Source organism: Thalassolituus maritimus (assembly GCF_900156675.1).
GTDB classification, from domain to species: Bacteria; Pseudomonadota; Gammaproteobacteria; order Pseudomonadales; family Oceanobacteraceae; genus Thalassolituus; species Thalassolituus maritimus.
In genome coordinates this window covers 29,076-45,121 of the sequence record NZ_FTOH01000002.1, presented here as the reverse complement: position 1 = coordinate 45,121, position 16,046 = coordinate 29,076, and the positions used below count along the sequence as shown (strand labels likewise).

Below are 16,046 nucleotides of genomic sequence, written 5' to 3'. Positions count from 1 at the left end.
GTTTTCTATGAAACTCATTACTGCTGTTGTTAAGCCGTTCAAGCTTGACGATGTTCGTGAATCACTGTCTGAGATCGGTGTTCAGGGCATCACAGTGACTGAAGTGAAAGGCTTTGGTCGTCAGAAAGGCCACACTGAACTGTACCGTGGCGCTGAATACGTGGTGGATTTTCTGCCTAAAGTAAAAATTGAAGTGGCGGTTGCTGAAGACCTGACTGAGAAAGTCATCGAAGCAATCACTAAAGCAGCGAACACCGGCAAGATCGGCGACGGCAAAATCTTTGTCACCAGCCTTGAGCAGGTTATTCGTATCCGTACTGGCGAAACTGGCGCAGACGCGCTGTAAGACGTCCGACCACTACATAACAGAGCCTGATGCGGGGGGCTTATAATGGAATCGAATCTTAATCATATTTTTGAACTTCAGTTCGCCATGGACACCTTTTATTTCCTGGTGTGTGGCGCGCTGGTAATGTGGATGGCGGCAGGTTTCGCCATGCTGGAAGCGGGTCTGGTCCGCTCTAAAAATACCACTGAAATTCTGACCAAAAACGTTGCCCTGTTCGCGATCTCGTGCACCATGTACCTGATCTGTGGTTACGAACTGATGTACGGCGGCGGTTACTTCCTGTCTGGTGTGACTACTGTTGCTGGCATGGACGACGCTGCTATTGCTGGCGTTCTGGCTGACTCAGCTGAGAATGGTTTTGATGGCGACTCAGTATACGCCGGTGCATCTGACTTCTTCTTCCAGGTTGTCTTCGTAGCGACTGCAATGTCTATCGTTTCTGGTGCGGTTGCTGAACGTATGAAGCTGTGGGCGTTCCTGGCATTCGCTGTTGTAATGACTGGTTTCATCTATCCTATGGAAGGCTCATGGACCTGGAACGGTGACTCTGTATTCGGTCTGTACGAACTGAGCTACTCTGACTATGCAGGTTCAGGTATCGTTCACATGGCGGGTGCTGCTGCTGCTCTGGCTGGTGTTCTGCTGCTGGGCGCTCGTAAAGGCAAGTATGGCCCTAACGGTGAAGTACGCGCTATTCCTGGTGCTAACCTGCCACTGGCTACCCTGGGTATGTTCATCCTGTGGATGGGTTGGTTCGGCTTCAACGGTGGTTCTACTCTGAAACTGGGTGGTATCGCGGTTGCTAACGAAGTAGCTAACGTATTCCTGAACACCAACGCTGCGGCTTCTGGTGGTCTGATTGCTGCTCTGATTACTGGTTACATCCTGTTCCGTAAGGCTGACCTGACTATGGCTCTGAACGGTGCACTGGCTGGTCTGGTTGCGATCACTGCTGAGCCTGCTGATCCATCACCATTCGTGGCGACTCTGATCGGTGCGGCCGGTGGTGTTCTGGTAGTTCTGTCTATCCTGACCCTCGACAAGCTGAAGATCGACGATCCAGTAGGTGCGATCTCTGTACACGGTGTAGTTGGTATCTGGGGTATCTTCGCAGTTCTGATCTCTGATCCTGAGGCTACCTTCATGGGGCAGCTGGTTGGTACTCTGACTATCTTCATCTGGGTATTCGTAACTTCTCTGATCGTTTGGGGCGTGCTCAAGGCCATCATGGGTCTGCGTGTCAGCGAAGAGCAGGAATACGAAGGTGTTGATATTGCTGAGTGTGGTATGGAAGCGTACCCAGAGTTCACTTCTAAGTAAGTTGAACCTCAGCTGGCAAGGATGCCAAAACGAAGAACCGGCCAACTGGCCGGTTTTTTTATGTCTGTTATTTTTAGCACAGGATTGATCAGCGAGTATTTAAAAGCGATCAATTAACGACAGAAGAGTGCTTAAACGGAGCGGTTGGAATCAACCTGTAAATCACTGTGGGAGTGAATCAGCCGAAGGCTATTCGCGAATACCGTAGCCGCAAAAACCATCGCCATTAGCCAGGCAAGCTGGCTGAATAGCTCCCACAAACGAACCCTGGATCTCAGGGAGCGAATCAATCTGAGTTCGCTCTCTGGCTAGTAAAAATGCCGAGTTCTGCTGATGAAAAAATTCAGGCAAAAAAAAGCAGCCGGTTGGCTGCTTTTTCTATTGCGGACTGATCAGTCGAAGTAATAAGCTTCGAGATCTTTTTCCAGACGCTTCCGCTCTAAGTGTGCCTCAATGGCCCGGCGGGAGATTAATTTCTTAGAAGCGTGCGCCTCTTTGTTAACAACAACATTACCGTTTTCGTCGAACGATACGGTTTCTTCAGAAGTATAATCTTTAGCGGTTTCCATAGTGTTTTTCCCTCTGGGATTCACAAGTCCGGTTGCGATTCTGCTTATTTTTGTTTACAGACAGATTACAGGAACTGACTGATAAGCCAACCGGTTTATTCAGCCAAACTCACTAATTGGGCGTGATTGTCCTAATTCCATTGTTGAGTAGTTTATTACTAAGTGTCGGTTTGAATAGTTCTGTTTCAGGCGGACCTTAATGATCCCCTTCAGATCGCAAAGACCGGATGCTTTGTTTGATCGCATTAAGATGGTTGGCAAAGTCGGGGCCACGACGTTGCGTGACGGCAACCGCCAACATATCAATGACCATGAGATGAGCAATACGGGAAGTCATCGGCGTAAATTGGTCGGTGTCTTCCTCGATATTAATATGAATCGGCAGGTCTGCGGCGTTACTGACCGGAGTATTCTGAGGGGCCAGACTAACGACAACAGCACCATGCTTCTGTGCCAGTTTAATCGAGTGCATAAGATCCAGAGTGCGGCCGCTTTGAGAAATAGCGACGACAACGTCTTTATCTCCCAATGTGACGGCGGACATCGACTGCATATGAGGGTCACTGTATGCCGCGGTGGCGACCTGCAAACGGAAAAATTTATGCTGGGCGTCGGTAGCAACGGCTCCTGATGCGCCAAAACCGTAAAACTCCACACGCATCGCGCTGCTCATGGCCTGGGCTGCGTCTGCAACCTGAGCGGGCAGCAGCTGAGATTTAACCTGATACAGCCTTTGGATGGTTGTGTCGGCAATCTTGGTGCAGATATCGTCAATGCTGTCGTCTTCGGCAATCGCGAACTGCCCAAGGTTGTTGGCCACCGCGGTTTCCTGTGCGATACGTACTTTGAACTCCTGGAAACCGTTACAACCAATTGCGCGACAGAAGCGCACAATGGTAGGTTCGCTGACCTGTGCTTCCTGAGCCAGGTCAACGATGCGCATATGCATTACCTGTTCAGGTTCGGCGAGAACAAAATCTGCGACTTTGATTTCTGACTTGCGCAGAGACGACCGGGCGCTGGCGATTTCTTTCAGAATGGGCTGATTTTTCACGTGCGTTCCAGAGCTCAGGTGTCAGAGTCTGATTATACGAAATTCACTCTGCTTGGCCATGGGACTTATGACGACGTATAAGCCCACAGTAAGTGTTCAGGGCGCGTGAAACATTCTGGTAGACTTGGTGCCCATGGATATATCGCTTCTTATTGATCAGCTGAATGATGGTCAGCGCAACGCCGTATGCGCTAACTCTCCACATCAGCTTGTACTCGCAGGTGCCGGTTCGGGTAAGACCCGTGTACTGGTGCACCGTATCGCCTGGTTATTGAAGGTAGAGAACGTCTCGCCTTTCTCTGTCATGGCGGTCACCTTCACCAATAAAGCCGCTCGTGAGATGCGTACCCGCATCGAGCAGGTACTCAATGAGCCATCGAATGGCTTGTGGGTAGGGACCTTTCATGGTCTGGCGCACCGTCTGCTGAAACAGCACTGGCGTGAAGCGAAACTGCCTCAGTATTTTCAGATACTCGACAGCGATGATCAGGTGCGTCTGATCAAGCGTCTGATGAAAGAACACAATATCGACGACAGCCGATACCCCCCGAAGCAGATACAGTGGTACATCAATGGCCAGAAAGACGAAGGTCGTCGTGCTGCGCATGTGATTCCTTCTGCCGACCCGTTTACGCGTCAGTTGCATGAGTTCTACTACATCTACGAAGAACACTGTCAGCGCAACGGGCTGGTCGACTTTGGTGAAATCCTTCTGCGAGCCCACGAACTCTGGTTAGAAAACCCGGAGCTGCTGGCGCATTACCAAAGCCGCTTCCGTAATATTCTGGTCGACGAATTCCAGGATACCAACAACATCCAGTACGCATGGATTCGCTTGCTTGCGGGCAATACCGTCTCTGTCATGGTCGTCGGCGATGATGACCAGTCGATTTACGGCTGGCGCGGTGCCAATGTCGGTAATATCCGCGCATTTCAGGAAGACTTTCCCGGCGCTGAAATGATCAAGCTCGAGCAGAACTACCGTTCGACGGCAAACATTCTGGCCGCGGCGAATGCGGTGATCTCGAACAACAGCGGACGCCTCGGTAAAGAGCTGCGTACGGATGATGAAGACGGCGAGCAGATCTCGCTCTATGCCGCATTCAATGAACAGGATGAAGCACGTTACATTGCTGATCTGGTCGATGAATGGGCACGAGCAGGTCGGGCCCGTACGGATATGGCCGTACTGTATCGCTCGAATGCACAGTCGCGCACGCTGGAAGAAGCATTTCTGCGTTCAGGTATTCCTTACCGTATTTATGGCGGCCAGCGCTTCTATGAACGTCTGGAAATTAAAAATGCCCTCGCTTATCTGCGCCTACTGTTAACCCGTGATGATGACGGCGCTGTGGAACGTGTGATTAATGTTCCTGCACGTTCTATTGGCGAAAAAACCGTTGAATCATTGCGCGCCATTGCTCGTGATGAAGGCTGCTCGCTCTGGCAGGCGCTGCATAAAGCTCTGGAGCATAACAGTCTTCCTAAACGTGCCTCTGGGGCCGTTCAGGGGTTTGTTGATCTGATTGAAGAACTCGCGGTCGGTGCAGAAGATCTGCCCCTCCACGAGCTGGTCGATAATGTTATCCAGCAGTCTGGCTTGATTGAACATCACAGAAAAGAAAAGGGTGAGAAGGGGCAGGCCAGGATCGACAACCTCGAAGAGCTGGTGACCGCTGCGCGTCAGTTTGAACCCGATTTTATTGACGATGAAGAGGAAGAAGAATCTGCGTTGGCGCGCTTCCTCGACAGTGCTGCACTCGAAGCTGGCGAAGGTCAGGCGGATGAATACGATGACGCAGTGCAACTGATGACCCTTCACTCGGCCAAGGGTCTTGAGTTTCCACAGGTCGTTCTGGCTGGCGTCGAAGAAGGTCTCTTCCCTCACAAAATGTCCATGGACGAAGCGGAAGGCCTCGAAGAAGAACGTCGCCTTGCTTATGTCGGCATTACCCGCGCGATGGAAAAGCTCATTATTACCTACGCCGAAAGTCGCCGCCTGCATGGCCAGGAAAACTTCAGCACACCGTCACGTTTTATTCGCGAGATACCTTCTGAGCTGGTGTCTGAAGTGCGCTTGAAAAATAGTGTCAGTCGCCCGTTGTCGGCACGAACCTCTAAGCCGTCTTCGTTCGGACAGCCCGACTTTGTTCAGGAACAATACCCTTATAGCCTCGGGCAGCGAGTTTTTCATGAAATGTTTGGTGAAGGCACGGTGATGCAGTTTGAAGGGCAGGGCGCGGGCTTACGGGTTCAGGTGAATTTTGATGATGCTGGCAGCAAGTGGTTAGTAGCCAGTTTTGCAAAACTAGAAGCGTGTTAAACGCGCACAAAATAACAAAGGCAGGAGATCCCAATGAAACGACTGTTAGTGATGGTGGCGGCAGCACTCGTGCTGAGCGCATGTAATAAGGACTGTGAACCTCAGGCAGGAGCCACGGGCGCCGAGCCAGCAAAAACGTTTAAATGGAAACTGGTGACCTCCTGGCCTAAGAACTTTCCGGGTCTGGGTACAGCACCAGAACGTTTTGCCGAGCAGGTCGAGCAACTGTCGGGTGGCCGTTTAACCATTAAAGTGTATGGCGCTGGTGAACTCGTGCCTGCGTTGCAGGTGTTTGATGCTGTATCGCAGGGCACTGCGGAAATGGGTCATAGTGGCGCTTACTACTGGAAGGGCAAAGCGTCTGCTGCGCAATTTTTCACCTCTGTTCCGTTTGGTTTAACTGCACAGGAAATGAACGGCTGGATTCAATACGGTGGCGGTCAGGCCCTGTGGGAAGAAGTCTATGCGCCGTTTAACCTGCTGCCATTACCGGGCGGTAATACCGGTGTGCAGATGGGCGGCTGGTTTAACAAAGAAATCAACAGCGTGGATGATCTGAAAGGCCTGAAAATGCGGATTCCGGGCTTAGGCGGAGAAGTACTGGCACGTGCTGGTGGTACGCCAGTGACTCTTCCGGGCGGTGAAATCTTCACCTCCCTGCAGACGGGCACCATCGACGCAACCGAGTGGGTTGGCCCTTACAATGACCTGGCCTTTGGGCTTTATAAGGTGGCTGAACACTACTACTACCCGGGCTGGCACGAGCCGGGTTCAATGATGGAATTCACCATCAATAAAGATGCTTTTGCTGAATTGCCAGCTGACCTTCAGGCCATCGTCCGAATCACCGCCAAAGCGATTAACGAAGACATGCTCGCGGAATACACTACCCGTAATCAGGCGGCATTGATCGAACTGAAAGAAAAGCACGGCGTCGACGTTCGTGAATTCCCGGCCGATGTACTCAACAAACTTCAGACATTATCTGATGAAGTCGTTGCTGAAGTTGCAGGCGCTGACCCACTTTCTCAGAAAGTATACGACTCTTATAAAGCCTACCGTGATCAGGTGAAGGCTTATCATGCAGTGAGTGAGCAGGCGTATATTAACGCCAGGGATTAATTGCTTGTAACTTTGGCATCCCATATCAAATAAGCCCGGAATAGTCCGGGCTTTCTTGTCTGTGGCGATCAGTCATAGTAAGCACTTGAGGAGCCATGTAGGAGGGGAGCTTCTCCCCGAAAGCTTGTCGGGAATAAGATTCCCTTCTACAAAAGATCGTCACTGATACCGTTTAGTCGCGAATAGCCTCCGGCTGATTCGCTCCCACGGAGACTCATTAGCTGACTCTCTTCCGAAGGGCACTCTTACCGCGGCACTTCTCTGATTCTTCCTGCCCCATCAATCGCCACATACACAAACACGGCATCCACAACTTTAGGCTCGGCGGATTCTGTCGGATTACGGTTCAGGCTTCAACGGCGATGCGGTGCCTATTTCAAGCAAGCGTACATCAACGCGCTGGATTAAGGCCCTGTTTTTTTTAAAGGAAACCTTGCGAATATTAGTACGTGAACGCGTAACGAGAGGGTTACATTAGGAGGTTAACGCCGGCGCCCCATAGCTAAAATCGGTTTTCGTCAAACTCTACGTTCCCGAATTTAAAAATGTATGCATCATCCATTATCAATCTCCTGAATAATGGTGAGAAAATTAAGATCCAGTACAAGATTGGCTAATAACTTTCTGTTAGATAATAACTTTGAATGTATATCTTGGATATGCCTTTGAGTAATAAAAAGTATTATTTTAATATTAATCTTGAATAGTCTGATTCAGATTTGAGCTGTGTTAGTTGCAATCCTATTAACCTTGATAGAAATAGTGCCGAATAATAAAAATTCCGTGACAATTGATACAAGTTTTATGGAAAGTTGTCTTTGGGAGGTTTTTGGGAGCTTTTATGTAAGTTCTGGTTTACTATGAGACATTGATATATGTTTGAACTATTGGGTGTGCTGAATATGAGTGTATCCAGTGCGATAGGGAGGTTTTTAAGTGTTCAAGAAAAAATCAAATCGCCTGACTGGTCTAAGTCTTATTCTTTCTTGTTTTGTAATTGCTGGGTGTGCAACGGGCAGTATCTCATCTGAGGATTCGGAAAAGTCCAATAACATAGATCTCTCACAGGGCGTGACGGACAAGTATTTTGCTACCTTTCTTGCAGCGTGCCGTGATGAGATTCTTGATAATCAGGAATGGGTTGATAATATCTACTATGCGAGCGCCAGCGGGGAAGAAAGAAATATTTTTAAGGCAGCAAAGTTGGCCGATCCATCGGTAATGAATTCTAAAAGTAGAGATAGGGCGGCCAGTGTGTTGGATCAAAATATTAGAGAACATGGAGTCGGTGAGCATTCAATACTTACTCTGTGGTACTACGGAGCTATTGAAAACTATGATAACCAAAAGGGTGTGGCAGAAATAAAGTTCTTTAAAGAATATGATGGCCACTATAGTAAATATAGATCCAGATATGTAACAGTCAATGATTTTAGAAAAAACGATATGGAATTCGATCGGAAGGGAGGTATATTCCGGTCTATTAACAAAGAGAATAGATCAATCCACAGGTCTATAGGATTAAATAAGAACAGGAAAAGGGTTCTTCCATATGTCTTCAGCTTCAGCTCCGAACTAAAACCCTCCAATTATCGTGCTCGAAGAAGCACCAGGTCTGAGTCAGGAGATGCTGCTTTGCGCATGGGTAAAAGTGCTGTTTATACCTTGAGGCTGGTGGAAGCGGAGACAAAAAGTAAGCCAAAATATCTGTTAAAAATGAAGCCGGTTGGTTGTGAAGTCAGAAAATGGAGAGATGGCTGGGCCGGCAATTATGAATACTTAACTTTGGTTCTTGAAGCTTATGAATACAGTGTTTATAGCGGTTCTGAATCAGATTTTTCTGAAGAAGGTTTGATTTATACAAGTTTTTGACGAGCCATTTATGCTATAGATGGTTTCATGCCTGACGGGAAGCTATTATGTTAAGGTTTTTTTTTCTGGTTGCTGTTGTTGTGGGTGCAAGTATATCCCATGCTGGTTTGTCACCAAATTACATCATTAAAGCCGCGAAAAGTGGAGATTCTGTGGCTCAGTTATTATTGGCTGAAGCATATTATAAAGGCGATGGCCTTGATCAGAACTATACTCAAGCATTGCACTGGTATGAAAAAGCAGCGGTGGCAGGCGAACCTGAAGCAGCATTAATGGCGGGTGAGATCTTGCTTGAAGGGTTGAATGGTGAGAGAGATGAGCGGCGTGCTGTCATGCACTTTAAGTCGGCTGCAGACAAGGGGCTGCCAGAGGCTCAGTATATATATGCTCGTTGTTTGGCTTCCGGCTCTGGGCTTCCTGTTGATGCGACAAACGCGGCTGTATGGTATGAGAAATCTGCCGCATCCGGATATAAGCCAGCACTAGAGTATGTAAACAAACAAAGGTTTTTCTCTCGATTACACAAAGAGCTCAAAGAACCCTGTGAAGCATCGGATGTGAATTACCTTTTGTCTCGGTTTAATTCCTTTTCTAGCTTCAGGGGATTGAGCGACTCGGATAAAGCCCTGGCCAGAAAAGAAATTTCCCGCCTCGTGTCTCACAAAGCCCCTCCTAAGTTAAAGAAAGAGTTTGCAGCAGCTGAGGGCAGACAGGGCTTGTTTTACCTCGTGAAATGGAAATACTCATATGGTTTTATTATCGGTTTTCTGGGCGACAATAAAATCTCAGAGTTAGATGCTCTGGCAGTTCGTAATATCGAGCGTGTGACATCGGTAATGATCTCTGACCAGCGACGAGAGTACAACCAGGAAGTAAAGTCTTTGGGACGTTCTATCGAAGCATTAAAAGCAAGTGTTGCATTCGAGCGAAATCAGAAAGAAGAGCTAGAAAGTTCGTACACACTTGCTCAGTTTGATGAAGTAAAGCGGGAGCGCAAAGCTCACCGCAAAACGCTTTACTCAGCATTCTCTTCTGAGTTGCTCGCTATGGCGTCGAATACCAAGTATGTGACTGAATTTGACAAAGTAGTATCTGAATATATGTACTCAGGAGATGGCCCCACTGAACTGGAGAAGAAATACAGTATCGCTCGCCGAGTCTATACCCCATTTATAGGCTATCCTGGCGGGGACTATCTTAATGCTTTGTATGGGGGCGATTGGACTAGTCTTAAAAGGTACGACAGAGAATACATGGAGCCTTATACGACGGGGTATATAGGCCAGAGTATTAAGGCGCTTGGGAAGGTTGTAGATAGCTTGTCTGCGATGGGAGGTCAAAAAAGCACAGCTGGCAGAGACATGTTCCGGAGCTTTCGCAATAGTAGCCTGATAACCCCAGTTCTATCGTCTTATCTCGTCAATTATGACGCGAAATATAGTACGTGCCTTCGACCAGATGCGGTTAAGTTTAAAAAGACAGTAACTAGTGAAACAGTCTATAGAAACGGTTTTGGAAATCGGGTGGGGGGATATAAGAATCCTGATCAGATTTCTTACTTTACGGTTAATAAAGAATTTATGGATATATTTAAAAAAGTAGGTCTGGCCGAAGCAGAGAGTGGTAATGCTCGTTTTATTGAAACTATTTTTAACCCGAATTCATCTTCAATGAGCAATCTTTCCGGTGTTATTCAGGGTATCGATAATATTATGGATGATTTCAAGTGTAGCGACCCAAAGATCAAAAGGCTGGAAGCAAACATGATCGAATACTTTAATATCTGAAAGGTATGAAGCTGCTTGATGTGAAAATATATGTGATTAAAGAATTTAGCGTGTTTATTTTACTTTTATCCCGGGCGTGTGCAGTGAAAGTCCCGAGCGGTATGCCTTGCTTGAAGGTGGGCAATGTCTTGAAGATACTAAAACCTCGTATGGAATCTAAAATTAGGTCACAGTGGTGCCTACTACTAGAAGGGCAAAGCCTCTGCCGCGCAATTCTTCACCTCTGTTCCGTTTGGTTTAACTGCACAGGAAATGAACGGCTGGATTCAATACGGTGGCGGTCAGGCTCTGTGGGAAGAAGTTTATGCGCCATTTAACCTGCTGCCATTACCGGGCGGTAATACCGGTGTGCAGATGGGCGGCTGGTTTAATAAAGAAATTAACAGCGTTGACGATCTGAAAGGTCTGAAAATGCGAATTCCGGGTCTCGGCGGTGAAGTGCTGGCACGAGCTGGCGGTACGCCAGTGACTCTTCCGGGCGGTGAAATCTTTACCTCACTTCAGACGGGCACCATCGACGCAACCGAGTGGGTTGGCCCATACAATGACCTGGCCTTTGGGCTTTATAAGGTGGCTGAGCATTACTACCACCCGGGCTGGCACGAGCCGGGTTCCATGATGGAATTCACCATCAATAAAGATGCTTTTGCTGAACTGCCAGCTGACCTTCAGGCTATCGTCCGTATCACCGCCAAAGCGATTAACGAAGACATGCTCGCGGAATATACGACGCGAAATCAGGCGGCATTGATCGAACTGAAAGAAAAGCACGGCGTAGATGTGCGTGAATTCCCGGCGGATGTGCTCGACAAACTTCAGACATTATCTGATGAAGTCGTTGCTGAGGTTGCAGGCGCTGACCCACTTTCTCAGAAAGTATACGACTCCTACAAAGCCTACCGTGATCAGGTGAAGGCTTACCATGCAGTGAGCGAGCAGGCGTATATTAACGCTAGGGATTAAGGCTCTTTCTTGTAAGACAATACCTGTGAATTACTCGGGACATTCTGTTTCGAGTGGTTCACAGAGTTTGTGTGTATCTCTAGCCATCGTTGGAGCGCAACGCGAAGCTTGCGTGATAATGTAGGGATGGTGTCTTTAGTTCCGCTCTTTCTATCTTAAACGTCCTGTGAGTAGGTTTGAGGTTTTATGTAGGAGGCTATTATTCAATATGTTTCTCGTGAAGAGGGGGCGCTCGAGAAATTTAGAATGGTATGGCAGCTGCCAAAGACGGTTATGCTGCTAAGTGCAGGCTAAATGAATATAACTGATTATTGTACGTGGTTCTGGCCCGTAAGGATGAGAAACGAGAGATGAAGTATCGGCCCGGATATTTACTAGTAGTCACTGGCTTTTGGGTGGCCGGTATATATATATTGGCGAACGTTTCTAGTGTTGTTGGGATAATATACAGTATTCTAGGATTTATATTGATGATAGCGCATGTCTGGCATCTAAATGCACAAAGGGCGATTCTTTATCAATTTTTTCTCTATTCAATTTCCATCTCATTGGCAACCCTTTGTTTGCTCTCTTTTTTATCCTCTTCTCAAAGCTTTCGGGAAGTAGTTGTAGAGCATGAGTGGTTCTGGTGTTGGAATGCCATTTCGCTACCTATCTCGGGTCTTCTATATCCGGAGAATCGTTGACCAATTTATTTATTGATTTTTCAACGCCGACTAAAGGACTATATGGACAGTCATCGTAATCGCCCGACGAGCAGTTTTGAGGAACTATGGGGGAGCTTCTCCCTGAAAGTTTGTCGGGAATAAGATTCCCTCCTACAGAGACCGTTACTGATACGGGATGATCGCGAATAGCCTTCGGCTGATTCGCTCCAACAGGAGCACTCTTACCGCGGTACTTCTCTGATTCGCCCTGTCCCATCAATTGCCACATACACAAACACTGCATCCACAACCTTGCGCTCGGCGGATTCTGTCGGGTTGCGGGTCCAGGCTTCAACGGCGATACGGATGGATGAGGTGCCTATCTCTAACAGGCGGGTGTAGATGCATACCTCAGCGCCAAGGCGGATCGGCGACATAAACACAACGGATTCCATCGCGACGTTGGCGATGCGCCCCTGGGCGATTCGGCTGGCGTCTGACTCTGCAGCATGGTCCATCTGAGCAACAACCCAGCCACCGCTGATATCACCGTGGATATTGCAGTCGGCACGGGTTGGCAGCAGTTTTAAGGTCAGGCTGCCTTCGGGTGACGGTTGGTTGTCTTCGGTCTTTTCCATGAGGACACCGGCTTTTATTATTGTGTTGGTCGCAAATTGTACCGCATGCCGTGCCAATGTATAGGGTGCGGGGCTTCTTCAGTCTAGCCGTATATCTGATCGGGTAACCATGTTGCCAGTTCAGGGAACACGGCCAGCAATCCCAGAACCGCCACCTGAATAACAATAAACGGAATAACGCCTTTGTAGAGTGTTCGGGTCGGTAACTCGGGTGGCGCGACACCACGTAAATAGAAGAGTGCAAAACCAAACGGTGGTGTGAGGAACGACGTCTGCAGGTTGATGGCGATCATGATGCCAAGCCATACCGGGTCGACGCCCATCGCCAGCAGCACGGGTGCCACAATCGGCACGACCACAAAGGTGATCTCGATGAAGTCGAGAATAAAGCCCAGCAGGAAGATCACCAGCATTACCAGCAACATGGCAGAGAAAACACCGCCGGGCAGGTCATTGAATACTTCATGAACCAGCTCTTCGCCGCCAAAGCCTCGGAACACTAGCGAGAATAGAGCAGCGCCAATAAAGATCAGGAAGATCATGCTGGTGACCTGAAGCGTCGCGTCCATCACTTCGCGCAGACGTTGTAGACTGAACTGGCCGTACGCAATGGCGAGTACTAATGAGCCGAACGCACCAATACCTGCAGCTTCGGTAGGCGTGGCTTTACCGGTAAGAATCGAGCCGAGAACGGCGACTATCAGTAGCAGCGGAGGAAGGAGGCCTTTGAGTAACTCGAATATAAAGCCTGGTGACAGAGGCACGCGATCCTGAACTGCCGGGGCGGCTTCGGGCTTAAATATGGCCACGATGCTGGTGTATATAAAATAGCCGAGTACCAGTATTAATCCGGGGATAAGAGCACCCACAAACAGGTCGGCAACGGAGACGGTTTCTGGCGAAAATATGCCCATCTTAAGCTGCGCCTGTTGATAGGCACTGGAAAGCACATCACCGAGAATAATCAGCGCAGTCGATGGTGGAATAATCTGGCCGAGTGTCCCAGTGGCGCAGATAGTTCCGCTCGCGAGTGATGGGCTATAACCATTGCGCAGCATCGCGGGTAATGAAATTAGCCCCATGGTGACTACGGTTGCGCCAACAATACCTGTGCTGGCCGCAAGCAGCATACCGACAATGATCACAGAGAAACCCAGACCACCCCGTACCGGGCCGAAGAGCAGCCCCAGGTTGCGCAGCAACTGCTCTGCGATTTTCGACTTCTCCAGCATTACCCCCATGAAAACGAATAAGGGCACGGCCACCAGAATCTGATTAGACAGAATTCCGAACATGCGGTTAGGCATGGCATTAAGAAAGGCCGGGTCGAAGGTGCCGGTCAGTAAACCAATGCCGGCGAATAGCAGTGATGTCCCTGCCAGGGTGAAGGCCACTGGGAAACCACACATAAGGACCAGGCAGACGACGGCAAACAGTACAAGAGGCATAAACTCAGCCATGGTGATTTGCCTCGCTGCTGTCGTTGGTGATGTCGGTATCAGCCTTCAGCCCTGTAAAAGTGCGCAGTAGCTCAGCGATGGCTTGCAGAATCAGAGTCACTGGTAAGACTACAATCAGGGTTTTCAGAAGATAAATAAAAGGCAGGCCAGCGGCCTCCTGTGAGCGTTCGCGGATTGCCCAGGCATTGCCTACGTATTCCCAGCTCGCCCAGAGCAGAAACAGGCTGGTTGGCAGAACCAGAAGAATAATCCCAAGTCGTTCTACCCAGTGGCGGCGTTCGGCCGTCCAGCCCCGGTAGAAAACATCAACCCTGACGTGGCCTCCCTGTTGCCAGGTGTAGGCGGCGCCCAGCATGAACAGGGAGGCATGCAAGTACATGACGCTCTCCTGCAGTGCTATTGATGGCATATCAAACAGGTAGCGCAGCACGACGACCGAGCAGGTGGCCAGCACCATGAACAGAGATAACCAGCGGGTGATGCGGCCGGTGGCTGATGTAAAGCGATCAATCAGGCTTATCAACTGTGACATCCCTTATGGCATCCCTAATTGTGTTGAAATAAGTGGTGAAACGCGCCAGAAAAAGTACCGGGAGAACAGAACCCGGACAGTAAACGAGGCGGGAGTATATCAGGGTCGGCGGCCCCTCTGTAGCGTCAACTCCGCAGGCTGTGAGCCCAGCAATGACGGGGCTAGGTGTAACATAGCTGTCATATTGGTGTAACAAATTGCCGCTTTGTCACATTTCTGTAATATACCATCCCGATAATGGCCAGCATCCGAAATCAAGTGACTCAGGCATATCTAGTGCCATACAACATGAAGGACACTCTAATGAAAAAAGTACTTCTGACTGGTGCCGCTCTGCTGGCGACCATGACTGGCTCAAACGCTTACGCTGAGCGTGATTACATCAGCATCGTAGGCTCTTCTACTGTTTACCCGTTCTCTACTGTTGTTGCTGAGCGCTTCGGTAAGTCTTCAAGCTTCCCTACGCCTAAAGTTGAGTCTACCGGTTCAGGCGGTGGTATGAAGCTGTTCTGTCAGGGCGTTGGTGCAAACACGCCTGACATCACTAACGCTTCACGTGCAATCAAGCAGTCCGAAATCAATCTGTGTGCTGAAAACGGCGTAAAAGACATCGTTGAAGTGATGGTGGGTTACGACGGTATCGTTCTGGCGGGTAGCAACGAAGCACCACAGTACGAACTGACTCGTAAAGACATCTTCCTTGCTCTGGCGAAAGTGGTTCCAGCGCAGGACGGTTCTGAAACTTTGATCGACAACCCATACAAGACCTGGAAAGACGTTAACCCAGCGCTGCCAGCGAAGAAAATTGAGGTTCTCGGTCCACCACCAACGTCAGGTACCCGTGACGCATTCGTCGAGCTGGCAATGGAAGGTGGCTGTAAGAAGTTCCCATTCATCAAAGAGATGAAGAAAACAGACAAGAACAAGTACAAAGCTCTGTGCCACGGTATCCGTGAAGACGGTGCTTACGTAGAAGCAGGCGAGAACGATAACCTGATCGTTCAGAAGCTGGTTGCTAACCCAGACGCACTTGGCATCTTCGGTTACAGCTTCCTTGAGCAGAACGCTGACAAAGTTCACGGTTCTATCGTTGAAGGTCAGGCGCCAGAGTTTGACGCAATCTCTGACGGTTCTTACCCAGTCAGCCGTTCACTGTACTTCTATGTTAAGAAAGCACACGTTGGTGTGATTCCTGGCATCGAAGAGTACCTGGCTGAATTCGTATCCGACAAAGCAATGGGCGAATATGGCTACCTCGCAGACAAGGGCATGATCCCAATGACTGAAGAGGAATATGAAAAAGTGGTTGATACTGTCGAGAATCTGAAGACAATCTCCGCTAAATAATACAGACAGCTGTCTGTTGAAAGCCGGGCGTGCGGAGGCACTCCCGGTTTTTGTGCATTCAAA

Annotated in this window: 12 protein-coding genes and 1 pseudogene; 8 read left to right on the top strand and 5 right to left on the bottom strand. The window is 49.0% G+C overall.

The features are described 5' to 3' along the window. Positions 1–7 precede the first annotated feature (7 nt). Both glnK and BW941_RS03060 read left to right on the top strand, forming a co-directional pair. On the top strand, positions 8–346 hold the full coding sequence (gene glnK, locus BW941_RS03065) for a P-II family nitrogen regulator (protein ID WP_068442786.1): 339 nt from the start codon (positions 8–10) through the stop codon (positions 344–346). 45 nt (positions 347–391) lie between these two features. After that, positions 392–1,669, top strand: coding sequence for an ammonium transporter (locus tag BW941_RS03060; RefSeq protein WP_076514223.1), 1,278 nt, complete (start codon positions 392–394; stop codon positions 1,667–1,669). Between the two features lie 392 nt (positions 1,670–2,061). On the opposite strand, the gene BW941_RS17800 is transcribed toward BW941_RS03060, so the two are convergent. Continuing rightward, a complete protein-coding gene (locus BW941_RS17800; protein WP_175607853.1) occupies positions 2,062–2,238 on the bottom strand; it encodes a PA3496 family putative envelope integrity protein in 177 nt (58 codons plus the stop codon). Positions 2,239–2,434: 196 nt separating this feature from the next. Continuing rightward, positions 2,435–3,292: an SIS domain-containing protein gene (locus BW941_RS03055; protein WP_084188573.1), complete on the bottom strand. Its 858-nt coding sequence runs from the start codon at positions 3,290–3,292 to the stop codon at positions 2,435–2,437. A gap of 133 nt (positions 3,293–3,425) precedes the next feature. On the opposite strand from BW941_RS03055, the gene uvrD reads away from it, so the two are divergent. The 5 genes and pseudogenes from uvrD to BW941_RS03030 all read left to right on the top strand — a co-directional run. Further along, entirely contained in the window at positions 3,426–5,615 is a 2,190-nt protein-coding gene (uvrD, locus tag BW941_RS03050; RefSeq protein ID WP_076514222.1) for a DNA helicase II, read from the top strand. Positions 5,616–5,648: 33 nt separating this feature from the next. Then, the gene (locus BW941_RS03045; protein WP_076514221.1) at positions 5,649–6,737 is read left to right on the top strand and encodes a TRAP transporter substrate-binding protein; all 1,089 of its coding nucleotides are present in this window, start codon (positions 5,649–5,651) and stop codon (positions 6,735–6,737) included. 936 nt (positions 6,738–7,673) lie between these two features. Further along, complete coding sequence (locus BW941_RS03040) at positions 7,674–8,609, top strand: hypothetical protein (RefSeq protein WP_076514220.1); 936 nt, start codon at positions 7,674–7,676, stop codon at positions 8,607–8,609. 47 nt (positions 8,610–8,656) lie between these two features. Beyond that, the gene (locus BW941_RS03035; RefSeq protein ID WP_076514219.1) at positions 8,657–10,396 is read left to right on the top strand and encodes a tetratricopeptide repeat protein; all 1,740 of its coding nucleotides are present in this window, start codon (positions 8,657–8,659) and stop codon (positions 10,394–10,396) included. Positions 10,397–10,555: 159 nt separating this feature from the next. Next, positions 10,556–11,359 (top strand): annotated as a pseudogene (locus BW941_RS03030) (TRAP transporter substrate-binding protein); the annotation flags it as partial. Between the two features lie 889 nt (positions 11,360–12,248). Here BW941_RS03030 and BW941_RS03025 read toward each other — a convergent pair. The 3 genes from BW941_RS03025 to BW941_RS03015 form a co-directional block, all read right to left on the bottom strand. Further along, positions 12,249–12,644: an acyl-CoA thioesterase gene (locus BW941_RS03025; RefSeq protein WP_076514218.1), complete on the bottom strand. Its 396-nt coding sequence runs from the start codon at positions 12,642–12,644 to the stop codon at positions 12,249–12,251. Positions 12,645–12,727: 83 nt separating this feature from the next. Then, complete coding sequence (locus BW941_RS03020; RefSeq protein ID WP_076514217.1) at positions 12,728–14,104, bottom strand: TRAP transporter large permease; 1,377 nt, start codon at positions 14,102–14,104, stop codon at positions 12,728–12,730. After that, positions 14,097–14,636, bottom strand: coding sequence for a TRAP transporter small permease subunit (locus tag BW941_RS03015; protein ID WP_076514216.1), 540 nt, complete (start codon positions 14,634–14,636; stop codon positions 14,097–14,099). Before BW941_RS03015 ends, BW941_RS03020 begins: the two co-directional genes overlap by 8 nt. Positions 14,637–14,939: 303 nt before the next feature. Here BW941_RS03015 and BW941_RS03010 point away from each other — a divergent pair, with 303 nt between their 5' ends. Next, positions 14,940–15,983, top strand: a complete 1,044-nt coding sequence (locus tag BW941_RS03010) for a PstS family phosphate ABC transporter substrate-binding protein (protein ID WP_076514215.1) — start codon at positions 14,940–14,942, stop codon at positions 15,981–15,983. Positions 15,984–16,046 lie beyond the last annotated feature (63 nt).

Coding starts and splice junctions, on each gene's coding strand:
- glnK (WP_068442786.1), top strand. CDS start 8: ATGAAACTCATTACTGCTGTTGTTAAGCCGTTCAAGCTTGACGATGTT.
- BW941_RS03060 (WP_076514223.1), top strand. CDS start 392: ATGGAATCGAATCTTAATCATATTTTTGAACTTCAGTTCGCCATGGAC.
- BW941_RS17800 (WP_175607853.1), bottom strand. CDS start 2,238: ATGGAAACCGCTAAAGATTATACTTCTGAAGAAACCGTATCGTTCGAC.
- uvrD (WP_076514222.1), top strand. CDS start 3,426: ATGGATATATCGCTTCTTATTGATCAGCTGAATGATGGTCAGCGCAAC.
- BW941_RS03045 (WP_076514221.1), top strand. CDS start 5,649: ATGAAACGACTGTTAGTGATGGTGGCGGCAGCACTCGTGCTGAGCGCA.
- BW941_RS03035 (WP_076514219.1), top strand. CDS start 8,657: ATGTTAAGGTTTTTTTTTCTGGTTGCTGTTGTTGTGGGTGCAAGTATA.
- BW941_RS03025 (WP_076514218.1), bottom strand. CDS start 12,644: ATGGAAAAGACCGAAGACAACCAACCGTCACCCGAAGGCAGCCTGACC.
- BW941_RS03020 (WP_076514217.1), bottom strand. CDS start 14,104: ATGGCTGAGTTTATGCCTCTTGTACTGTTTGCCGTCGTCTGCCTGGTC.
- BW941_RS03015 (WP_076514216.1), bottom strand. CDS start 14,636: ATGTCACAGTTGATAAGCCTGATTGATCGCTTTACATCAGCCACCGGC.
- BW941_RS03010 (WP_076514215.1), top strand. CDS start 14,940: ATGAAAAAAGTACTTCTGACTGGTGCCGCTCTGCTGGCGACCATGACT.